The organism is Denitratisoma sp. agr-D3 (assembly GCF_054658675.1).
Window position 1 is genome coordinate 1008240 of sequence record NZ_BAAGIA010000001.1, and the last position, 19438, is coordinate 1027677.

Annotated in this window: 20 protein-coding genes; 11 read left to right on the plus strand and 9 right to left on the minus strand. The window is 63.0% G+C overall.

Features of this window, described 5'->3' with window-relative positions:
• The first annotated feature begins 2 nt into the window (after positions 1 to 2).
• The 5 genes from rfaD (at position 3) to infA (ending at position 3614) form a co-directional block, all read left to right on the plus strand.
• Positions 3 to 998 carry an ADP-glyceromanno-heptose 6-epimerase gene (gene rfaD, locus ACYQ2U_RS04830; RefSeq protein WP_459949189.1) on the plus strand — a complete coding sequence of 332 codons (996 nt, stop codon included), beginning with the start codon at positions 3 to 5 and terminating at the stop codon, positions 996 to 998.
• A 4-nt stretch (positions 999 to 1002) separates the two neighbouring features.
• A complete protein-coding gene (gene cysM / locus ACYQ2U_RS04835) occupies positions 1003 to 1914 on the plus strand; it encodes a cysteine synthase CysM (protein WP_459949190.1) in 912 nt (303 codons plus the stop codon).
• Positions 1915 to 2020: 106 nt separating this feature from the next.
• Positions 2021 to 2809: a 3'-5' exonuclease gene (locus ACYQ2U_RS04840; protein ID WP_459949191.1), complete on the plus strand. Its 789-nt coding sequence runs from the start codon at positions 2021 to 2023 to the stop codon at positions 2807 to 2809.
• 212 nt (positions 2810 to 3021) lie between these two features.
• Positions 3022 to 3225 carry a cold-shock protein gene (locus tag ACYQ2U_RS04845; protein WP_459949192.1) on the plus strand — a complete coding sequence of 68 codons (204 nt, stop codon included), beginning with the start codon at positions 3022 to 3024 and terminating at the stop codon, positions 3223 to 3225.
• A 119-nt stretch (positions 3226 to 3344) separates the two neighbouring features.
• Complete coding sequence (gene infA, locus ACYQ2U_RS04850; protein ID WP_459949193.1) at positions 3345 to 3614, plus strand: translation initiation factor IF-1; 270 nt, start codon at positions 3345 to 3347, stop codon at positions 3612 to 3614.
• A 64-nt stretch (positions 3615 to 3678) separates the two neighbouring features.
• Here infA and fabI read toward each other — a convergent pair whose 3' ends face one another.
• A complete protein-coding gene (gene fabI / locus ACYQ2U_RS04855; protein WP_459949194.1) occupies positions 3679 to 4479 on the minus strand; it encodes an enoyl-ACP reductase FabI in 801 nt (266 codons plus the stop codon).
• A 230-nt stretch (positions 4480 to 4709) separates the two neighbouring features.
• Here fabI and ACYQ2U_RS04860 point away from each other — a divergent pair, with 230 nt between their 5' ends.
• Together ACYQ2U_RS04860 and ACYQ2U_RS04865 are read left to right on the plus strand one after the other, a co-directional pair.
• Positions 4710 to 5174, plus strand: coding sequence for a peroxiredoxin (locus ACYQ2U_RS04860; protein ID WP_459949195.1), 465 nt, complete (start codon positions 4710 to 4712; stop codon positions 5172 to 5174).
• On the plus strand, positions 5141 to 5623 hold the full coding sequence (locus tag ACYQ2U_RS04865; RefSeq protein ID WP_459949196.1) for an FKBP-type peptidyl-prolyl cis-trans isomerase: 483 nt from the start codon (positions 5141 to 5143) through the stop codon (positions 5621 to 5623). The genes ACYQ2U_RS04860 and ACYQ2U_RS04865 overlap by 34 nt, the downstream gene beginning before the upstream one ends.
• A gap of 88 nt (positions 5624 to 5711) precedes the next feature.
• Here ACYQ2U_RS04865 and serB read toward each other — a convergent pair whose 3' ends face one another.
• The 7 genes from serB to bfr (ACYQ2U_RS04900) form a co-directional block, all read right to left on the minus strand.
• Complete coding sequence (gene serB / locus ACYQ2U_RS04870) at positions 5712 to 6545, minus strand: phosphoserine phosphatase SerB (RefSeq protein WP_459949197.1); 834 nt, start codon at positions 6543 to 6545, stop codon at positions 5712 to 5714.
• Positions 6542 to 7612, minus strand: a complete 1071-nt coding sequence (locus tag ACYQ2U_RS04875) for a 3-deoxy-7-phosphoheptulonate synthase (protein WP_459949198.1) — start codon at positions 7610 to 7612, stop codon at positions 6542 to 6544. The genes serB and ACYQ2U_RS04875 overlap by 4 nt, the downstream gene beginning before the upstream one ends.
• A 1-nt stretch (position 7613) precedes the next feature.
• Complete coding sequence (gene mfd, locus ACYQ2U_RS04880) at positions 7614 to 11111, minus strand: transcription-repair coupling factor (RefSeq protein ID WP_459949199.1); 3498 nt, start codon at positions 11109 to 11111, stop codon at positions 7614 to 7616.
• Between the two features lie 70 nt (positions 11112 to 11181).
• On the minus strand, positions 11182 to 11796 hold the full coding sequence (locus tag ACYQ2U_RS04885; protein WP_459949200.1) for a DUF2238 domain-containing protein: 615 nt from the start codon (positions 11794 to 11796) through the stop codon (positions 11182 to 11184).
• A 45-nt stretch (positions 11797 to 11841) separates the two neighbouring features.
• Entirely contained in the window at positions 11842 to 12048 is a 207-nt protein-coding gene (locus tag ACYQ2U_RS04890) for a hypothetical protein (RefSeq protein ID WP_459949201.1), read from the minus strand.
• Between the two features lie 57 nt (positions 12049 to 12105).
• A complete protein-coding gene (gene bfr / locus ACYQ2U_RS04895; protein ID WP_459949202.1) occupies positions 12106 to 12588 on the minus strand; it encodes a bacterioferritin in 483 nt (160 codons plus the stop codon).
• Positions 12589 to 12600: 12 nt separating this feature from the next.
• Positions 12601 to 13086, minus strand: a complete 486-nt coding sequence (gene bfr, locus ACYQ2U_RS04900; protein ID WP_459949203.1) for a bacterioferritin — start codon at positions 13084 to 13086, stop codon at positions 12601 to 12603.
• A gap of 309 nt (positions 13087 to 13395) precedes the next feature.
• Here bfr (ACYQ2U_RS04900) and ACYQ2U_RS04905 point away from each other — a divergent pair, with 309 nt between their 5' ends.
• From ACYQ2U_RS04905 to ACYQ2U_RS04920, 4 genes are all read left to right on the plus strand, one after another.
• Positions 13396 to 15201, plus strand: a complete 1806-nt coding sequence (locus ACYQ2U_RS04905; protein ID WP_459949204.1) for an extracellular solute-binding protein — start codon at positions 13396 to 13398, stop codon at positions 15199 to 15201.
• Positions 15202 to 15203: 2 nt separating this feature from the next.
• Complete coding sequence (locus tag ACYQ2U_RS04910; protein ID WP_459949205.1) at positions 15204 to 16256, plus strand: microcin C ABC transporter permease YejB; 1053 nt, start codon at positions 15204 to 15206, stop codon at positions 16254 to 16256.
• A gap of 159 nt (positions 16257 to 16415) precedes the next feature.
• Complete coding sequence (locus ACYQ2U_RS04915) at positions 16416 to 17459, plus strand: ABC transporter permease (RefSeq protein ID WP_459949206.1); 1044 nt, start codon at positions 16416 to 16418, stop codon at positions 17457 to 17459.
• Entirely contained in the window at positions 17456 to 19066 is a 1611-nt protein-coding gene (locus ACYQ2U_RS04920; RefSeq protein ID WP_459949207.1) for an ABC transporter ATP-binding protein, read from the plus strand. The genes ACYQ2U_RS04915 and ACYQ2U_RS04920 overlap by 4 nt, the downstream gene beginning before the upstream one ends.
• Before the next feature lie 60 nt (positions 19067 to 19126).
• Here the strand turns inward: ACYQ2U_RS04920 and ACYQ2U_RS04925 are convergent, their stop codons facing one another.
• Entirely contained in the window at positions 19127 to 19411 is a 285-nt protein-coding gene (locus tag ACYQ2U_RS04925) for a hypothetical protein (RefSeq protein ID WP_459949208.1), read from the minus strand.
• Positions 19412 to 19438 lie beyond the last annotated feature (27 nt).

The following is a 19438-nucleotide window of genomic DNA, read 5'->3' on the forward strand; positions in this document are numbered from 1 at the left end:
CCATGTCCCTTTACACCATCGTCACCGGCGCCGCCGGCTTCATCGGTTCCAACATTGTCCGGGCGCTCAACGACCGCGGCGTGACCAACATCATCGCCGTGGACAACCTGAAGCGGGCCGACAAGTTCAAGAATCTGGTGGATTGCGAAATCTCCGATTACCTGGACAAGGAGGAATTCCTCCACATGACCGAGCACGGCATCTTCGACGGTGCGGTTGAGGCCGTGCTGCACGAAGGCGCCTGCTCCGACACTATGGAAACCGACGGCCACTACATGATGGAGAACAATTACCGGTATTCCCTGGTGTTGCTGGACTGGTGCCAGGAGCAGGACGTGCCCTTTCTCTACGCTTCCTCTGCCTCGGTGTACGGTGGTGGCAAGGTGTTCAAGGAAGAGCGTTCCCACGAGGGGCCCCTCAACGTCTACGGCTATTCCAAGTTCCTCTTCGACCAGATCGTGCGCCGTCGCCTGCCCGAGGCCACCGCGCCCATTACCGGCTTCCGCTATTTCAACGTCTACGGTCCCCGCGAACAGCACAAGGGCCGCATGGCGTCCGTGGCCTTCCACCACTTCAACCAATACCGGGCCGAGGGCAAGGTCAAGTTGTTCGAGGGCTACGACGGCTACGGTAACGGCGAACAGAGCCGCGACTTCGTCTATGTGGAGGATGTGGTCAAGGTGAATCTGCACTTCCTCGATAGCGGGGTGTCCGGCATCTACAACCTGGGTACCGGTCGCGCCCAGCCCTTCAACGACGTGGCGGTGTCCACCGTCAATGCCTGCCGGGCAGCCGAGGGCAAGCCGGCCTTGAGCCTGGCGGAACTGGTGAGTCAGGGCATCATCGAATACGTCGCCTTCCCCGAGGCACTCAAGGGCAAATACCAGAGCTTCACCCAGGCCGACCTGGGCAAGCTGCGGGCCGCCGGCTACACGGAAGCCTTCAACAGTGTGGAGCAGGGCGTCGGCAAGTACGTGCAAACGCTGCTGGGGCAATAAGACCATGGCGCGGCCCGTTTTCCCGACCCTGGAGGCCTTTGTCGGCAATACGCCGCTGGTGCGCTTGCAGCGGATTCCCGGTGTCGAGAACGACCGTCGCAACAACGTCATCCTGGCCAAGCTGGAGGGGAACAATCCGGCCGGCTCCGTCAAGGACCGGCCCGCCCTGTCCATGATCGCCCGTGCCGAGGCCCGGGGCGACATCAAGCCCGGCGATACCCTGGTGGAGGCCACTTCCGGCAATACCGGCATCGCCCTGGCCATGGCGGCGGCCATCAAGGGCTACCGCATGGTCTTGATCATGCCGGAGAACCAGAGCATCGAGCGCTGCCAGACCATGAAAGCCTACGGTGCCGAATTGATCCTCACCCCCAAGGCCGGGGGCATGGAGGCCGCCCGTGACTTGGCCGAGCGCATGGTGAAGGAGGGGCAGGGCACCATGCTCGACCAGTTCGGCAATCCCGACAATCCGATGGCCCACATCGAAGGCACCGGGCCGGAAATCTGGCGCGACACGGCCGGGAGCATCACCCACTTCGTTTCCAGCATGGGCACCACCGGCACCATCATGGGCTGTTCCGCCTATCTCAAACAACAGAATCCCGCTATCCGCATCATCGGCTGCCAGCCTGAGGACGGTTCCCAGATTCCCGGTATTCGCAAGTGGCCCGAGGCCTATCTGCCCAAGATCTACGACAAGGCCCGGGTGGATCAGATCGAATACGTCAGCCAGGGCGAGGCGGAAGTCATGACACGGCGCATGGCGGCGGAGGAAGGCATCTTTGCCGGGATCTCCTCCGGCGGTGCCCTGCACGTGGCGCTGCGGATCGCGGCCCAGGTGGAAAACGCCGTCATCGTCACCATCGTCTGCGACCGGGGCGACCGCTATCTTTCGACGGGAGTGTTTCCTGCATAGCAGCGGCGCTGCCTCTCGTCCTATCGATGCTGTGCCAGCGCATGCAGTTACTGCCTCCTCTCAATCTCCCTGTCGTGGGGGAGAGCAATTCATCACTGAGTAAAACATGACGCCCGTCCTTGTCTTCGACATCGAAACCATTCCCGACATTGCCGGCCTGCGCCGCCTGCATGAGTTGCCCGACGAGCTGTCGGACAGCGAGGTGGCCGAGTACGCCTTCCAGAAGCAGCGCGCCAAGAACGGTAGCGATTTCCTGCCCCATCACCTGCAACGGGTGGCCGTGATCTCCTTCGTCCTGCGCAGTGACGAGGGCTTCAAGGTGGTCTCCCTGGCGGAGCCCCAGTCGGGCGAGGCGGACATCATCCAGATGTTTTTCAAGGGCATCGAGAAATACACGCCGCAACTGGTGTCCTGGAACGGCGGCGGCTTTGACCTGCCCGTGCTGAATTACCGGGGGCTGATCCACGGCGCGACGGCGCCCCGTTATTGGGACATGGGCGAGGGCACCCGCAGCGACTTCAAGTGGAACAATTACATCAGCCGCTACCACCAGCGCCATCTGGACCTGATGGACCTGCTTGCCCTTTACCAGCCCCGGGCCAGCGTGCCCCTGGACGAACTGGCCAAGCTGATGGGTTTCCCGGGCAAGCTGGGCATGGACGGTTCCGCTGTCTGGCAGGGCTGGCTGGATGGCAAGATCGACGACATCCGCGACTATTGCGAAACCGACGTGGTCAATACCTACCTCGTTTATCTCGGTTTCCAGAAAATGCGCACTGAATTGACCATCGCGGAATACGAGGACGAGTTGGCCTTGGTGCGCCAATCCCTGACGCTTCTTGCCGATGCGGGTGCCGAGCATTGGCGCCGTTTTCTGGCGGCCTGGCCGCAATGATGCGCAACCGGGTGGCGTGAATGCAAATAGTGTTTGCTTAATTCGCCTAACGCCCCCATACTGCGCGCACGGGATTTTCAGGTTGTGTATTAGCGCCTACGCTGTGCCTCAAGCGGTACTCCAGTTTGTCAGCTGTTCAGTCTTGATTCTCGTTTTCCTGGGTGGAGCTTCGCATCGCCCGAATTCATTTTTTGCAAAGGAAGCTGTCAATCATGGCAACTGGTACTGTTAAGTGGTTCAACGACTCCAAGGGTTTCGGTTTTATTACTCCCGATGACGGTGGCGACGATCTGTTCGCTCACTTCTCCGCCATTCAAGGCAATGGTTTCAAGACCCTGGCCGAAAATCAAAAGGTTTCTTTTGATGTGGTGACCGGCCCCAAGGGCAAGCAAGCCGCCAATATTCGTCCCGAATAAGCGTCCTGCTTCAGGTCTTGTAAAAAGCCCGGTTCGCCGGGCTTTTTTCGTCTACTCATCCGCAGTTTTTGTTTTCGCGTCGCTGCCGTCAATCGGGCAGGCGGGGCGGGAAAGGTTTTATGGCTAAGGAAGAAGTCATTGAAATGCAGGGCACCATCGCCCAAGTGCTGCCGGATACCCGGTTTCGCGTCACCCTGGAAAACGGCATGGAGGTGACGGCATACGTTTCGGGCAAGATGCGTAAACACCGCATCCGCATCATCGAAGGGGACAGCGTAACGCTGGAGATGTCCCCCTACGATTTGACCAAGGCGCGCATCAGCTTCCGCCACAAGGATGAAAAAGCCGCCAGCGCTGCGAGCCGTCCCGGCCAGTTCCGCAAACGCTGACCGTTAACGGCAAACAAAAGGGGGAGCCCGTGGGCTCCCCCTTTTGTTTTTACGGTGACGGCCTTCAGGCGGGCATGGGATCGGCGTTGCCGAGGGCGGTGGTGTTGAGGCCGCCGTCCACGTACATGATTTCGCCGGTGATGCCGCTGGCCAGATCGGACAGCAGGAAGGCGGCGGCATTACCCACTTCCTCGATGGTGACATTGCGCCGCAGCGGGGCGTGGTGGGCGTTGTAGGCCAGCAACTTGCCGAAGTTGCCGATGCCGGAGGCGGCCAGGGTCTTGATCGGGCCGGCGGACACCGCGTTGGCGCGCACGCCCTGGGGGCCCAGGCAGAAGGCCAGGTAGCGGGTGGCCGCTTCCAGGCTGGCCTTGGCCAAGCCCATGGTGTTGTAGTTGGGCATGGTGCGCTCGGCGCCTAGATAGGACAGGGCCAGCACGGAAGGATTGCTGCCCTTCAGCAGCAGGGAACGGGCACCCTTGACCAAGGCCGGGAAGCTGTAGGAGGACACGTCATGGGCGATGCGGAAGGATTCCCGGCTCAGGCCGTCGAGGAAGTCGCCTTCAATGGCCTCGGCCGGGGCGAAGGCAATGGAGTGCACCAGGCCGTCCAGGCTGTCCCACTGCTTGCCCAGTTCGGCGAAAAGCTGCTCGATCTGGCCGTCTTCCGCCACGTCGCAGGGGAAGATCAGCGTGCTGTCGAACTCGGCGGCAAACTTGGCCAGCCGTTCTTGGAAGCGCTCGTTCTGGTAGGTGAAGGCGAGTTGGGCGCCTTCACGATGGCAGGCCTTGGCGATGCCGTAGGCGATGGAACGGTTGGAGAGCAGACCGGTAATCAGAATTTTTTTTCCGGCGAGAAAACCCATTGCGGTACCCCTGAGAAAAGACCGCAGAATTATAGCGGACGTTGATTTGTCTTAACCAAGCCGTTCAGACGGTTTTCTCGGCTGTAATCGGCGTGAAACAAGGGGCGACTCCCGTTCGTCCACGCTCACAAGGCCTCGGTTAGAATGAATCCGTCGATTCAACAGAGGGGAATCGTATGGTGCTGCATCCTGGTCAAAGCGCCCCCGCCTTCAGGTTGCCTGATGCGGACATGGAGTGGTTCGATTTCGATTCCCTGAAGGGAAGGCAGCATGTGGTGCTGTTTTTCTATCCGAAGGACGGCACGCCCCTGTGCACCCTGGAGGCCATCGACTTCAGCGACCACGAGGAGGAGTTCCGCCGCCTCGGCTGCGCCGTCATCGGCGTATCCAGGGACGATTTCCTCTGCCATGCCGACTTTCGCGACAAGCATGGCCTGTCCATCCGCCTGCTTTCGGACGAGGATGGCGAGGTTTGCCGCAAGTACGGGGTGTGCAAGATGTTGGAAAAGGACGGGCACCGCAAGTTGTGCGTGGTGCGCTCCACTTTCATTATCGACAAGGGCGGCGTCATCCGCCACGCTTTCTACGACGTGAGTCCCAAGGGGCACGCGGCGCAGGTTTTTCAACTGGTCAAGGAACTCAACGGTTCCGGAAAGAACACATGCAAATCGCAAAAAACACCGTCGTCACACTGAGCTACCACGTGACGGATGCCCAGGGCAACATGGTGGACGAGGGCGCCCAACCCCTGGTCTATCTCCACGGCGGTTACGACGGCATCTTCCCCCTGCTGGAAGAAACCCTGCAAGGCAAGAATGTCGGTGACAAGCTGGAAGTGCGCCTCGAGCCCGAGGACGCTTTCGGCGACTACGATGCCGAGCTGGTCCTGATTGAGTCCCGCAACCTGTTCCCTGACAGCATCGAGGTCGGCATGCAGTTCGAGCGCGGCACCGAGGATGGCGACGACGACGAGCTCTACACTATCACCGACATCACCGATGACAAGGTGGTGGTGGACGGCAATCACCCCTTGGCCGGCGTGGCGCTCAATTTCATCTGCACGGTGGCCGAGGTTCGGCCTGCCACGGCGGAAGAGTTGGCCCATGGTCATGTGCACGGCCCCGAGGGCCATCACCACCATTGAGGTGCCCCAAGCAGGGACATGCCCTGCCTGCCGTGAAAAAGCCCGGCTTATTGCCGGGCTTTTTCACGGGCAACGGTGACTCGCCGGGTCAGTCGAACAGGTTGAGGATGCCGTCCAGGGCCGTGTGGTTGAAGGCACAAGCCGCAGCTTCGCGGACGATGGGCTTGGCCCGGTAGGCGATGCCGATACGGGCATTCATCAGCATCTCGATGTCGTTGGCGCCGTCGCCGATGGCGATGGCCTGGTCCCGGCTGGCGCCTCGGGCGGCGCACAACTCGGCCAGGCGGGCCGCCTTGGTCCGGGCATCCACGATTTCGCCGAGCACGCGGCCGGTCAGCTTGCCCTGTTGCACCTCCAGCACATTGGCCCAGGCATGGTCGAAGCCCAGCCGGTCCTTCAGTCGTTCGGTGAAGAAGGTGAATCCGCCCGATACCAGGGCCGTGGTCACGCCGGCGGCCTTGAGGCCCCGTAGCAGGGTTTCGGCACCAGGATTGAGGTGCAGGCGTTCCTGGTAAACCCGGGTCAGGGCCGCTTCATCGAGGCCTTCCAGAAGTTTCACCCGGGCCCGCAGGCTTTCCGCAAAGTCCAGTTCGCCGCGCATGGCCGCTTCGGTGATGGTGGCTACCTCGGCCTTGAAGCCGTTCATGTCGGCGATTTCGTCAATGCACTCGATGTCGATCAGGGTCGAGTCCATGTCGGTGATGAACACCTTCATGTCGGCGAGCTTGAGCCCTTCCGGCATGAAGGCATAGTCCAGGCGTGCGTCCAGGCAGCGTTGCGCCAGGTCGTCGAAGGGTTGGGCGCCGCGCAGGCGCACGGCGCTGGTGCCGATGGGCTCCACAGCCTTGGCCCGGGCATGTCGGGCCAAGGCCTGTACCGCCTCGGCATCCAGCGCAACCGCCCCCTGCAACACCAGGTTCATGCGGGCTTGCGTCCGCCGATGGTGGCGCCCAGGGTGGCGTAGGCTTCCCGCAGCATGGTTTCGGTGGTGTCCCAGGCCACGCAGCCGTCGGTGATGGAGCAGCCGTACTTGAGTTGGCTCAGGTCGGCGGGAATGGGCTGGTTGCCGGCTTCGATATTGCTCTCGATCATCACGCCGACGATGGACTGGTTGCCCTGTCCCACTTGGCGCACCACGTCGCTCATGACCAGGGGTTGCAGTTCGGGCTTCTTGTGGCTGTTGGCGTGGGAGCAATCCACCACGATGTTCTTCGCCAGCTTGGCCTTGGCCAGGGCTTCCTCGGTGAGGGCGATGCTGGCCGTGTCGTAGTTGGGCCGACCGCCGCCGCCGCGCAGCACCAGGTGACCGTACTTGTTGCCCCGGGTACGGATCACCGAGGTCTTGCCTTCGCCGTTGATGCCGAGGAAGGCATGGGGACGGGAGGCGGAGACGATGGCGTTCACCGCCGTTTCTACGGAACCGTCGGTGCCATTCTTGAAGCCCACGGGGGTGGACAGGCCGGAGGACATTTCCCGATGGGTCTGGGATTCTGCCGTGCGGGCGCCGATGGCGGTCCAGGCAATCAGGTCGCCCAGGTATTGGGGGGATATCGGGTCCAGGGCCTCGGTGCCGGCCGGCAGGCCGATTTCATTGACGGCCAGGAGGAATTCCCGGGCCAGGCCCATGCCTTCGGCGACGCGGAAGGAATCATCAATGCGGGGGTCGTTGATGTAACCCTTCCAGCCCGTGGTGGTGCGGGGCTTCTCGAAATACACACGCATCACCACGAGGATGCGGTCCGCCACCTCGTCGGCCAGCTTCTTCAGGCGACGGGCGTAGTCCAGACCGGCCACCGGATCGTGAATGGAGCAGGGGCCCACCACCACGAACAGGCGGGGATCACGGCGGTCCAGAATGGCTTCCAGGGCGCGGCGGCCTTCCACCACGGTCTTTTCTGCGGCGGCGGAGAGGGGCGCCTTGGCCAGGATTTCCGCCGGAGTGGGCATCGCCTCGAAGGCTTCGATGTTGAGGTTTTCGGTACGGGTCATGTCAATTCACCAATTTCTTGAAGAGTTCTTTCAGGGCCGCCACCCGCTCCTTCAGCGTCGGCGTGGCCTTCAACCAAGTGAGTTTATCCTGCCCTGCCAGTTTGAATGTGCGATCGCTCTGGATCAATTGAATGATCTTTATGGGCTCGATAGGCGGATTGGGCACAAATTGCAGGGTCATGCTCTTGTCGCCCGCATCCAGCTTGGAAACGCCGACGCTGCGGCAGAACAGGCGCAGGCGGTGGGTTTCCAGCAGGCACAGGGCTTGGTTGGGCAGTTCGCCGAAACGGTCGATCAACTCTTCCTGCAAGTCCCGCAGTTCGTCTTCGCTGTCGCAGTTGGCGAAGCGTTTGTAGAGGGTCAGCCGCTCGTGCACGTCGGGGCAATAGTCGTTGGGCAGCAGGGCGGGCACCCGCAGGTTGATTTCTGACGTAACACCCAGGGGCTGGGTCAGGTCCGGCACGGCTTTGCCTTCTTTCAATGCCTTCACGGCAGCGTTGAGCATGTTGGTGTACATGGCAAAGCCGATTTCGTGAATTTCGCCGGACTGGTTATCCCCCAGCACTTCGCCCGCGCCGCGGATTTCCAGGTCGTGCATGGCGAGGAAAAAGCCGGAGCCCAGTTCCTCCATGGCAGTGATAGCCTCAAGCCGCCGTTGGGCCTGGGCGGTGGGCTTGGCGTGTTCGTCGGTAAGCAGGTAGGCGTAGGCCTGGTGATGGCTGCGGCCGACGCGGCCGCGCAACTGGTGCAACTGGGCCAGGCCGAACTTGTCGGCCCGGTTGATGATGATGGTGTTGGCGTGGGGGTTGTCGATACCGGTTTCGATGATGGTGGAACAGAGCAGCAGATTGTGCTTCTGCTGGGTGAATTCCCGCATCACCCGCTCCAGTTCCCGTTCCGGCAGTTGGCCGTGGCCGACGACAATGCGGGCTTCGGGCATGAGTTCTTCCAACCGCTGCTTCATGTTCTCGATGGTGTCCACCTCGTTGTGGAGGAAGTACACCTGGCCGCCGCGCTTGAATTCCCGCAGGCAGGCTTCGCGGATCTGGCCCTTGCTCCACTTGCTGACGAAGGTCTTGATAGCCAGCCGCTTTTGCGGCGGGGTGGCGATGACCGAGAAATCCCGCAGGCCTTCCAGGCTCATGCCCAGGGTGCGAGGGATGGGGGTGGCCGTGAGGGTGAGGATGTCTACCTCAGCCCGCAGGGCCTTGAGGGCTTCTTTCTGGCGCACACCAAAGCGGTGTTCTTCGTCGATGATGACGAGGCCTAGACGGGAGAAGGCCACGTCTTTTTGCAGCAGGCGATGGGTGCCGACGAGGATGTCGATCTTGCCTTCCCCCAGCAACTTGATGGCTTCGTCCTGTTCCTTGGCGGAACGGAAGCGGGAGATTTCCGCCACCTTCACCGGCCAGTCGGCAAAGCGGTCGGCAAAGTTTTGGTAGTGCTGTTCCGCCAGCAGAGTGGTGGGGCAGAGCACGGCCACCTGCTTGCCGTCGGCCACGGCAACAAAGGCGGCGCGCAGGGCAACTTCGGTTTTGCCAAAGCCCACGTCGCCGCAGACCAGCCGGTCCATGGGCTTGCCGGAACGCATGTCCTCCACCACGGCGTTGATGGCGGCCTGCTGGTCCGGGGTTTCCTCGAAGCCGAAACCGTCGGCAAAGGCTTCCAGGTCGTGTTGCTTGAATTCGAAGGTGTGGCCCTTGCGGGCGGCCCGCTGGGCGTAGAGGTGCAGCAGTTCGGCGGCAGTGTCGCGCACCTGTTCGGCGGCCTTCTTCTTGGCCTTTTCCCACTGGCCGGACCCCAGGCGGTGCAATTCCACCGCTTCGGGATCGACGCCGCTGTAGCGGGAAATCACATGGAGTTGGGCTACCGGTACGTACAGCGTGGCCCCTTCGGCGTATTCCAGATGGAGGAACTCCTCGCTGCCGGAGCCGTAGTCCATATGCACCAGGCCCTGGTAGCGGCCGATGCCGTGGTTCTCGTGCACCACCGGGTCGCCGATCTTGAGTTCCGACAGATCCCGCAGCCAGCCTTCCAGATTGGCCCGGCGTGCGGCTTCCCGCTTGTGGCGGGGACGGGCGGTGGCGGCGTAAAGCTCGTTCTCGGTGATGACGGCGAGTCCGGCTTCGGGCAAGATGAAGCCGCCGCTGACCGGGCCCACGCCGAGCATGAAGGCAGCTTCGTCGCCGACGAAGGCCGAGAACTCGGTACAGGGGGCGGGTTGGAGGCCGTGTTCGGCCAGGTATTCGGCCATGGTCTCGCGCCGCCCGGCCGATTCGGCCAGGAGCAGCACCCGGCCTTGGAAACCGGCGAGGAAACGTTCCAGGGCGGCCAGGGGCGCATCGGCCTTGCGGTTCACCTCCACTGCCGGCAACGGGGCGGCCAGCGCACCGGCGCCCTGGCCGCTGCCCAGGCGCAGGGCGGGATAGGCGTGGGTGGCGGTGAAGAAGGCGTCGTCGCCGAGGAAGATGTCCTCCGGCGCCATGACGGGACGGGAACGGTCGCCGCCCAGCATCTTGTAGCGGCCACGGGTGTCGGTCCAGAACTCGGCGATGGCCGCGGGCACGTCGCCGTGGAGCAGCAGATGGGTATCCTGGCCGCCGCGCGGCAGGTAGTCGAACAGGCTGGCGGTTTCGTCGAAGAACAGGGGCAGGTAGTACTCGATGCCCGCCGGCAGGGTGCCGTTGGACACGTCCTTGTAGAGGGCGATGCGGGAGGCGTCGCCCTCGAAGGTCTCGCGGAAGCGCTGGCGGAACTTGTTGCGGCCGGCCTCGCCCAGGGGAAACTCCCGGGCCGGCAGGAGGCGAATCTCCGGCACCGGATAGAGGGTGCGCTGGCTGTCCACGTCGAAGGTGCGCAGGGTTTCCACTTCGTCGTCGAACAGTTCGATGCGATAGGGCAGCACCGTGCCCATGGGGAACAAATCCACCAGGCCGCCGCGCACGCTGTATTCGCCGGCGGCCACCACCTGGGTGACGTGGGCGTAGCCGGCCACGGTGAGTTGATCCTTGAGCTTGTCCAGGTTGAGCTTGTCGCCCTTCTTGATGAAGAATGTGTGCGCCGCCATGAAGCTGGTGGGCGCCATGCGGGTCAGGGCCGTGGTGGCCGCCGCCAGCAGCACGTCGCATTCGCCCTGGGTGACGGCGTAGAGGGTCGCAAGGCGTTCGGAGATCAGGTCCTGGTGGGGCGAGAAACTATCGTAGGGCAGGGTTTCCCAATCCGGCAGCAGATGGACCCGCAGTCCCGGCGCGAACCACTTGATTTCCTCTTGCAGGCGCTGGGCGTCGAGGGGACTGGCGGTCAGTACCAGCAGCAGGCGGCCCGTGCCGGCCAGTTGGGCGATGGCCAGGGCGTCGGCGGAACCGGCCAGGGCGGGCAGATCGAGACGCAAGCCAGCCTTGGGCAGGGCCAAAGCGGAGAGCTGCGGCAGCAGCGCAGAGGGCGATACGGGCACGGGAATCGAGGTGTTGCGGTAAAGGGGGGAATTATACGGGGCCATGCTGGCCCTGTCCCCGGCAACGGCGCAATGGGCGGTCCGTTGGCGGCCCGTTGGGTTGCCCTGGAACTGCCTAGCGGGCGCCGATGCGGGCCATCTGCCGGTCCTGCCAGCGGGAAAGGCAAAGCAGGGCAAGGCTGCCGCCGAGCAGGGCCATGAACATGTCCGACTGGGTGTCCCACGGGTCGCCCTGGGTGCCGAGGAATTCGTCCGCACCCTGGCCCAGGGCCAGGGCGGCGGCCCACTCGATGAGTTCGTAGTTGGCGCTGACGAACATCACGACGCACAGGCTGAGGAAGGCGGCCATCTTGCGGCCGGCGACGTAGCCGCCCCGCAGCAGGATTTCCCGGGCGATCAGGGCGGGGACAAAGCCCTGGGCAAAGTGGCCGATTTTGTCGTAGGGGTTGCGGGCCAGTTGCAACAAGTCCTGGAGCCAGAACCCTAGAGGCACCCGGGCGTAGCTGTAGGCGCCGCCCAGCATCAGGATCAGGCAATGCACGGCGATCAAGCCGTAGAGCAGGGGCGTGAGGGGAAAGCGGCGGCGGGTGAGGGCCAGCAGGGGCAGGGCGATCATCACCGGCATGACTTCCATCAGCCAGGTCGGACGGTCGAAGGGCGACCAACCGGACAGGACGAGGGCGGCCAGCAAGGCCAGGAGCAGGGCGGGAAAGGCGTCGGTGCGGGTCACGGCATCAGGCGGGATGGGAGGGGGCGCAGCATGCCACAGGGGGCGTCAGCCGTAAATCTTGCACATCAGGGGTGTGGTGACGGGATTGCTGAAGTAACCGAGCAGATAGAAAAAGAGGGCCAGCAGGGCGATGCGCCACAGCCAGCGCCAGGGTTGGGCTTTGGTTTCCGGGGCGGCAGCAGGGGTGGTGTTCTCGTTGCTCGGCGTAGGCGGCGTATCCGCCGCAGGAACTGGCTGGTCGTTTTCAGTCATGGGGATACAAAAACAAAAGGGCCGCAGCATGCTGCGGCCCGGGAGGGTCGGTGGCGATCAGTCGCCGCCGGGCTCCATGTGGGATTGCAGGTAGTTGGGCAGGGTCACGTCCTTGATCAGGCTTTGCTGGGTTTCCAGCCAGTCGATGGCTTCCTCGCACTTTTCCTGGAGTTCGGTCAGCAGGTCGCGGCTGACGTAGTCCTGGAGCGATTCGCACAGGGCGATGGCTTCCACCAGCAGGGGGCGCTGGATGTCCTTTTCGTAGGTGAGATCGCCCTTGAGGCACTCCACCACGTTTTCGCCGATCAGCAGCTTGCCCAGGTTTTGCAGATTGGGAAGGCCCTCTAGGAAGAGGATGCGTTCGATCAACTCGTCGGCTTCCTTCATCACCCGGATCGACTGCTTGTACTGGTAGTCGTTGAGCTTTTCCAGGCCCCAGTTGCGGAACATGCGGGCGTGGAGGAAATACTGGTTGATGGCGGTCAGCTCGTTCTTGAGCACCTTGTTGAGGATGTCGATGATCTTCTTGTCGGTTTTCATGGGCTGTTCTCCTTAAGCGCCTTCGCCCGGCTTCATCTGGCTCTGCTGGTAGTTTTGCAGACCCACCAGGTCGATCAGTCGCAATTGCTTTTCCAGGTAGTAGGCGTGGTCCATTTCGGTGTCTTCCAATTGCACCAGCAGCATGTCGCGGGTCACGTAGTCCTGGGCCTTTTCGCAGGCGGCGATGGCCTTCTTCAGTTCACCCACCACGTGGTATTCCACTTCCAGGTCGGCCTTGAGCATGGCCGGCACGGTCTTGCCGATCTTCAGGGCATCCCGCTTCGACAAATTGGGCACGCCCTCAAGGAAGAGGATGCGTTGAATCAGGGCGCGGGCGTGTTGGCGCTCGTGGTCGGATTCGTGCAGGCTCTTTTCGCCCAGATGGGGCAGGCCGAAGTCGTTGTACATTTCGCCGTGGATCAGGTACTGGTCGACGGCGGTCAATTCACCGGCCAGCAGACCGTTGAGGATGTCGATGATTTTCTTGTCGCCTTTCATGGCTTTTCTCCTGCGGTTGGATGGCGCGAAGAATCGCACGGGAGCCGCGAAGAATCAAGGTTTAGCGCTTATTTGACTAATGCTAATCACTCGCATTCATATCCACCGGCATGGCCCGCGAAAAACAGGCATCGCCGGGCCCTAACTCACCGTTCATGGTGCCTTGCCTGTTGTAAAACACGGCGAGGGATTTGTTCCGGGGATGTCCCGGTTATGATCCCCTCTCGATGCCGTATTTGTCCCTCTCACCCGGTTTTCACGATGCACCTTTTCCGCCACCGTCCATTCCTGCCATCCCCGGGTCGCCTGTTGCGACGGCTTTTGTTGTTGGGCGTGGTCGGGCTGGGGGCGGGGCCGGCGCTGGCTGACCATGGCATCGCCCAATACGGCAAGCCCAAGTACGCGCCGGGCTTCGATCACTTCGACTATGTCAATCCCGCCGCGCCCAAGGGTGGCACCCTGGTGCTGTCGCCGGTGCAGCAGACCGGCTACGACAAGTTCAACCCTTTTTCCCTTAAGGGCATCCAGGCTCCCGGCATCGGCACCCTGATGTTCGAAAGCCTGGCCGCCGGTTCCAGCGACGAAGTGGCCTCCATGTATGGCCTGCTGGCGGACGACATCCGCGTCGCGACGGACAAGCTGTCGGTCACCTTCCGTCTCAATCCCAAGGCCCGTTTTTCCAACGGCCGCCCCGTGCTGGCCCAGGATGTGAAGGATTCCTACGACACCCTGGTCGGCAAGGAAGCGAGCCCCATGTACCGTTCCCTGTTCGCCGACGTGGCCCGGGTGACGGTGCTGTCCGAGCGGGAGGTACGCTTTGAGTTCAAGCACGCCAATGCCGAGCTGCCCCTGATCGTGGGCGGCATGCCGGTGTTTTCCAAGGACTGGGGCCGTCAGCCCGATGGCAAGACGCCCAGCTTCGACAAGCTCGGCTTTGAAAAGCCCGTTTCCTCCGGCCCCTACCTGATCGAGAAATACGATCCCGGTCGTTCCATCACCTATCGTCGCAATCCCGACTGGTGGGCCAAGGATTTGCCGGTGCGCAAGGGCATGTTCAATTTCGAACGGGTGGTGTACCGGCTCTACAAGGACGACACCGCCCAGTTGGAAGGTTTCAAGGCCGGCGATTTCGACGTGAGCATCGAGATGCGGGCCAAGAACTGGGCACGGGGCTACCAGGGGCCGAAGTTCCGCAGCGGCGAACTGATCCGTCACGAATTCCCCCATCGCAACGCGGCGGGTATGCAGGGCTACATCTTCAATCTGCGCAAGCCCTTGTTCCAGGACCCGCGGGTGCGGGAGGCCCTGGGCCTGGCACTGGATTTCGAATGGATGAACCGGCAACTGTTCTTCGGCCAATACACCCGCCTCGACAGTTTCTTTTCCAACACCGACCTCACGGCGGTGGGCACCCCGGGCGGCCTGCCAGGGGCCGACGAACTCAAGCTGCTCAATCCCCTGCGCGGCCAGTTGCCGGCGGGCGTCTTTGCTGCCCTGTCGCCACCGCCCAAGACCACGCCCCCAGCCAGTCTGCGGGACAACCTGCGCAAGGCTCGGGAACTGCTGGCCGAAGCCGGGTGGACCTACCGCGACGGTGCCCTGCGCAACGCCAAGGGCGAAGCCTTCGAATTCGAGCTGCTGGACAACGGCGTGCTGACCCGGGTGGACGGCGCTTTTGCCCGCAACCTCGAGCGCCTGGGCATCGTGGCCCGGCAGCGGGTCATCGACAACGCCTTGTTCCAGAAGCGCCTGGAGGACTTCGACTTCGACGTCACCCACTACCTCTACGGCACCTCCACCAGCCCGGGCAACGAATTGGTGGACCGTTTCAGCAGCCAGAGCGCCACCATGAAGGGCTCGGAAAACCTCATGGGCCTGCGTTCGCCGGCTGTGGATAGCCTGGTGCAACAGGTGTTGCGCGCCACGACCCGGGAAGACCTGGCCGCCGCCTGCCGCGCCCTGGACCGGGTGCTGATGCAGGGCCACTACGTGATTCCCCAGTTCTATAGCAACACCCACCGGGTGGCCTACAAGCGCGACCTGGGCTTCCCCACCACCTTGCCGCTGTACTACACGGCGAATGAGTGGGTGTTGATGACGTGGTGGAGTAACTGAGCATGTTGAGCTATCTCTTTAAACGCTTGCTGTTGATGATCCCCACGCTCCTCGGCGTGGTGACCCTGACCTTCATCGTCATCCAGTTCGTACCCGGCGGTCCCGTCGAGCAGATGATGATCGAGTTGCGTCACGGCCAGGGCGGGGCAGGTGGCGAGGCAAGCGGGGGCGGCGGCTTCTACAAGGGCAGCCAGGGGGTGGACGAGGAACGCCTGGCGGAGATCAAGGCGCTCTATGGTTTCGACAAGCCGCCCCTGGAGCGTTACGTGATGATGCTCAAGCGCTTCGCCGTGTTCGACCTGGGTCAAAGCTATTACCGCCATATGAGCGTGGGCGAGTTGATCCAATCCAAGCTGCCGGTGTCCATCACCCTGGGGCTCTGGACCTTCCTGCTGACCTATCTAATTTCGGTGCCCCTCGGTATCGCCAAGGCGGTGCGGGCGGGGACGCGCTTCGACACTTTGTCCAGCCTGGTGGTGCTGGTGGGCTATGCGATTCCCGGCTTCGTGTTGGGGGTGTTGCTGTTGGTGCTGTTCGGCGGCGGTAGTTTCGTCCAGTGGTTTCCCTTGCGTGGCCTCACCTCGGACAACTGGGACCAGTTGAGCCTGATGGGCAAGGCCATGGATTATCTGTGGCACATTGCTCTGCCCATCACCGCCTCGGTGGTGGGGAGTTTCGCCATCATCACCATGCTGACCAAGAACGCCTTCCTCGAGGAGATCCGCAAGCAGTACGTGCTCACGGCCAGGGCCAAGGGGTTGTCGGAGCGCACGGTGCTGTGGCGCCACGTTTTCCGCAACGCCCTGATTCCCCTGGTCACCGGCTTTCCCGCGGCTTTCGTCGGTGCCTTCTTCACCGGTTCGCTATTGATCGAGACCCTGTTCTCCCTGGACGGATTGGGCCTGCTGTCCTACGAGTCCGTGGTGCGGCGCGACTACCCGGTGGTGCTCGGCTCCCTCTATTTGTTCACCCTGATCGGCCTGGTGACCAAGCTGATCTCGGACCTGTGCTACGTCCTGGTGGACCCGCGTATCAACTTCGACGCATTGGATTGACCGGAACGCCCATGGACAAAATGGATGCAATGGTTCTTGGTTGGCTCCGATCATTCCCGCGCAGGCGGGAATCCAGTGGCGTTTGCGTGCCCAGCCGCTGGATTCCGGCGCACGCTGCGCGTGTCCGGAATGACGCAAAATCTTCATGTCCGGTTCATTATGATTAGTCCCGTCACATCCCTTTCCCCCGGTCGTCGTGCCTGGCAGCGTTTTCGCCGTCATCGGCTGGGTTATTGGAGCCTGGTGTTGTTCGTCATCCTCTTCGGCCTCAGTCTCATGGCCGAACTGATCAGCAACGACAAGCCCATCGTCGTGCGCTATGCCGGTCAGTGGTATTTCCCCCTGGTGCAGGACTATCCGGAAACCACCTTTGGCGGCGATTTCCCCACCCCGGCCGATTACCTGGATCCCTTCATCCGCGAGCGTTTTGCCGCGCCGGGCAACTTCGCCCTTTATCCGCCCAACCACTATTCCTTCAACACCCTCAACTACTTTGCGCCGTCCCCCAATCCGGCCCCGCCGTCCGCCGAGAACTGGCTGGGCACCGACGACCGGGGACGGGACGTGGTGGCGCGGCTGCTCTACGGTTTCCGCCTGTCGGTGGTGTTCGGCTTGGTGCTGACCTTGATCGGCGTGGCGATCGGCACCCTGACCGGGGCGCTGATGGGGTATTTCGGCGGCCGCTTCGACCTGGTGTCCCAGCGCCTGATCGAAATCTGGAGTTCCATGCCCGAGCTTTACCTGCTGATCATCTTCGCTTCCATCTTCGAGCCCCGCCTGTGGCTGCTGGTGGTGCTGCTCTCCGCCTTCGGCTGGATGGGGCTGTCGGACTACGTGCGGGCCGAGTTCTATCGCAATCGCGGACTGGAATACGTGCGCGCCGCCAAGGCGCTGGGGCTTTCCAACGGCCAGATCATGTGGCGCCACATCCTGCCCAACAGCCTGACGCCGGTCATCACCTTCCTGCCCTTCCGCATGAGTGCCTCGATCCTGGCCCTGACCAGCCTCGATTTCCTCGGCCTCGGCGTGCCGCCCTCGGTGCCCAGCCTGGGCGAGTTGCTGGCCCAGGGCAAGGGCAACTTGGATGCCTGGTGGATTTCCCTGACCACCTTCGCCGTGCTGGTGCTCACCTTGTTGCTGCTGACCTTCATGGGCGAGGCCCTGCGGGATGCCCTGGATACCCGGAAGGCGGAGGTGAAATGAGCCAGCCCTTGCTCGATATTCGCAATCTCTCCGTCAGCTTCGGCCAAGGTGACAGCACCTTCCAGGCGGTGAGGGACGTGAGCTTTGCCATCCAGCCCGGCGAACGCTTCGCCCTGGTGGGGGAATCCGGTTCCGGCAAGAGCGTGACCGCCCTCAGCGTGTTGCGTTTGGTGGCCGACGCCCGGACCCAGGGCCGGATTCTCTGGCAGGGAGAAAACCTGCTGGACAAGAGCGAGCGGCAGATGCGGGGCGTTCGCGGCGCCGAGATCGCCATGATCTTCCAGGAACCCATGACGGCGCTCAATCCACTGTATTCCGTGGGGCGCCAGATTGTCGAAGCGATAGAGCTGCACGAGGGCCTGCCGCGAGCGGCGGCGGAACAGCGGGCCGTGGCCTTGCTCGCCCGCACCGGCATTCCCCAGCCGGAAGTGAAGTTCCATAGCTATCCCCATCAACTGTCCGGCGGACAGCGCCAGCGCGCCATGATCGCCATGGCCCTGGCCTGCAAGCCCAAGCTGCTGCTGGCGGACGAGCCGACCACGGCCCTGGACGTGACCATTCGCGCCCAGATCGTCGAACTGCTGAAGGATTTGCAGGCGGAATACGGCCTCGCCATCATGCTCATTACCCATGATCTGAACCTGGTGCGCTCCTTCGCCCACCGGGTGGGGGTCATGGAAAAGGGGCGCCTGGTGGAATGCGCGGCTACCGATGCGCTGTTCGCCGCGCCCCGCGAACCCTACACGCGGATGCTGATCGAGAGCCGGCCGCGCCGGGAAGTGGACGCCGTTCCCGGCGACGCACCCCAGCTTTTGCAAGCGGACCGGGTGACGGTGGGCTTCCCCGGGAAAAGCAGCGATTGGCGCTGGTGGCGCAAGACGCCGGTCGAGGTGGTGCGCCAAGTCAGCCTGACCCTGGCGGAAGGGGAAACCCTGGGTATCGTCGGTGAATCCGGTTCCGGCAAGACCACCCTGGCCATGGCCCTGTTGGGCTTGCAGAAGACCGTCGGCGGTCAGGTGGCCTTCCTCGGGCAATCCCTGGCACGGATGGATCGCGCCGCGCTGAAGGCGCTGCGGGCCAAGGTGCAGGTGGTGTTCCAGGACCCCTTCGGCTCCCTCTCGCCGCGCATGACCATCGCCGACATCGTTGGCGAGGGCCTGGCCCTGCACCAGCCGGAGTTGTCCGCGGACGAACGTACCCAACGGGTGGCCGAGGTGCTGGCCGAGGTCGGGCTGGATGCCACTGCCCTCAATCGTTATCCCCATGAGTTTTCCGGCGGCCAGCGCCAGCGCATCGCCATCGCCCGGGTGCTGGTGCTCAAGCCCCGCTTGCTGATCCTGGACGAACCGACCTCGGCCCTGGACGTGTCGATCCAGCAGCAGGTGCTGCAACTGCTGGCCGCCTTGCAGCGCAAGTATCGGCTGTCCTATCTGTTCATCAGCCACGATCTGGCGGTGGTGCGGGCCATGTCCCATCGGATCATGGTGCTCAAGGACGGTCGGGTGGTGGAGATGGGAGAAACCGAGGCGTTGCTGGCGGCACCGCAGGACGCCTATACGCGGGATTTATTCGCCGCTGGCCTGGGCGTCGCCAACGCGGCTGCCTGAAAGGGCCATCGCGTGGGGCGATGGCGCGGGAGTGTGCGCGGGGGCGGCAGCAGGCGCTGCTCAGTGCAGGATGCGGTCCGGCGCGGTGCCCAGGGTGCGCAGCATGGGGAGTTTTTCCGCCAGGGCGGCGGTGAAGGTCGTCAGGATCTTCAGCCGTTGTTCCTTGGGCAGGGGCGATTCATCCCGTAGCCAGGCGGTGACCAGGACGCGCACGGCGTCGAATTCCTTGATGCAGTCCTCGCCCAGGATTTCGCTCGCGCTTTCGATGTTGAGGATCGAGTCGAGGGCCTGGAGCAAGAGTACCAGGCGATCCTTTTCGCGCAGATTGTCGTTGTCTTGGCTCATCGGGGGCGGCGGGGGGCGGGGGGCGGG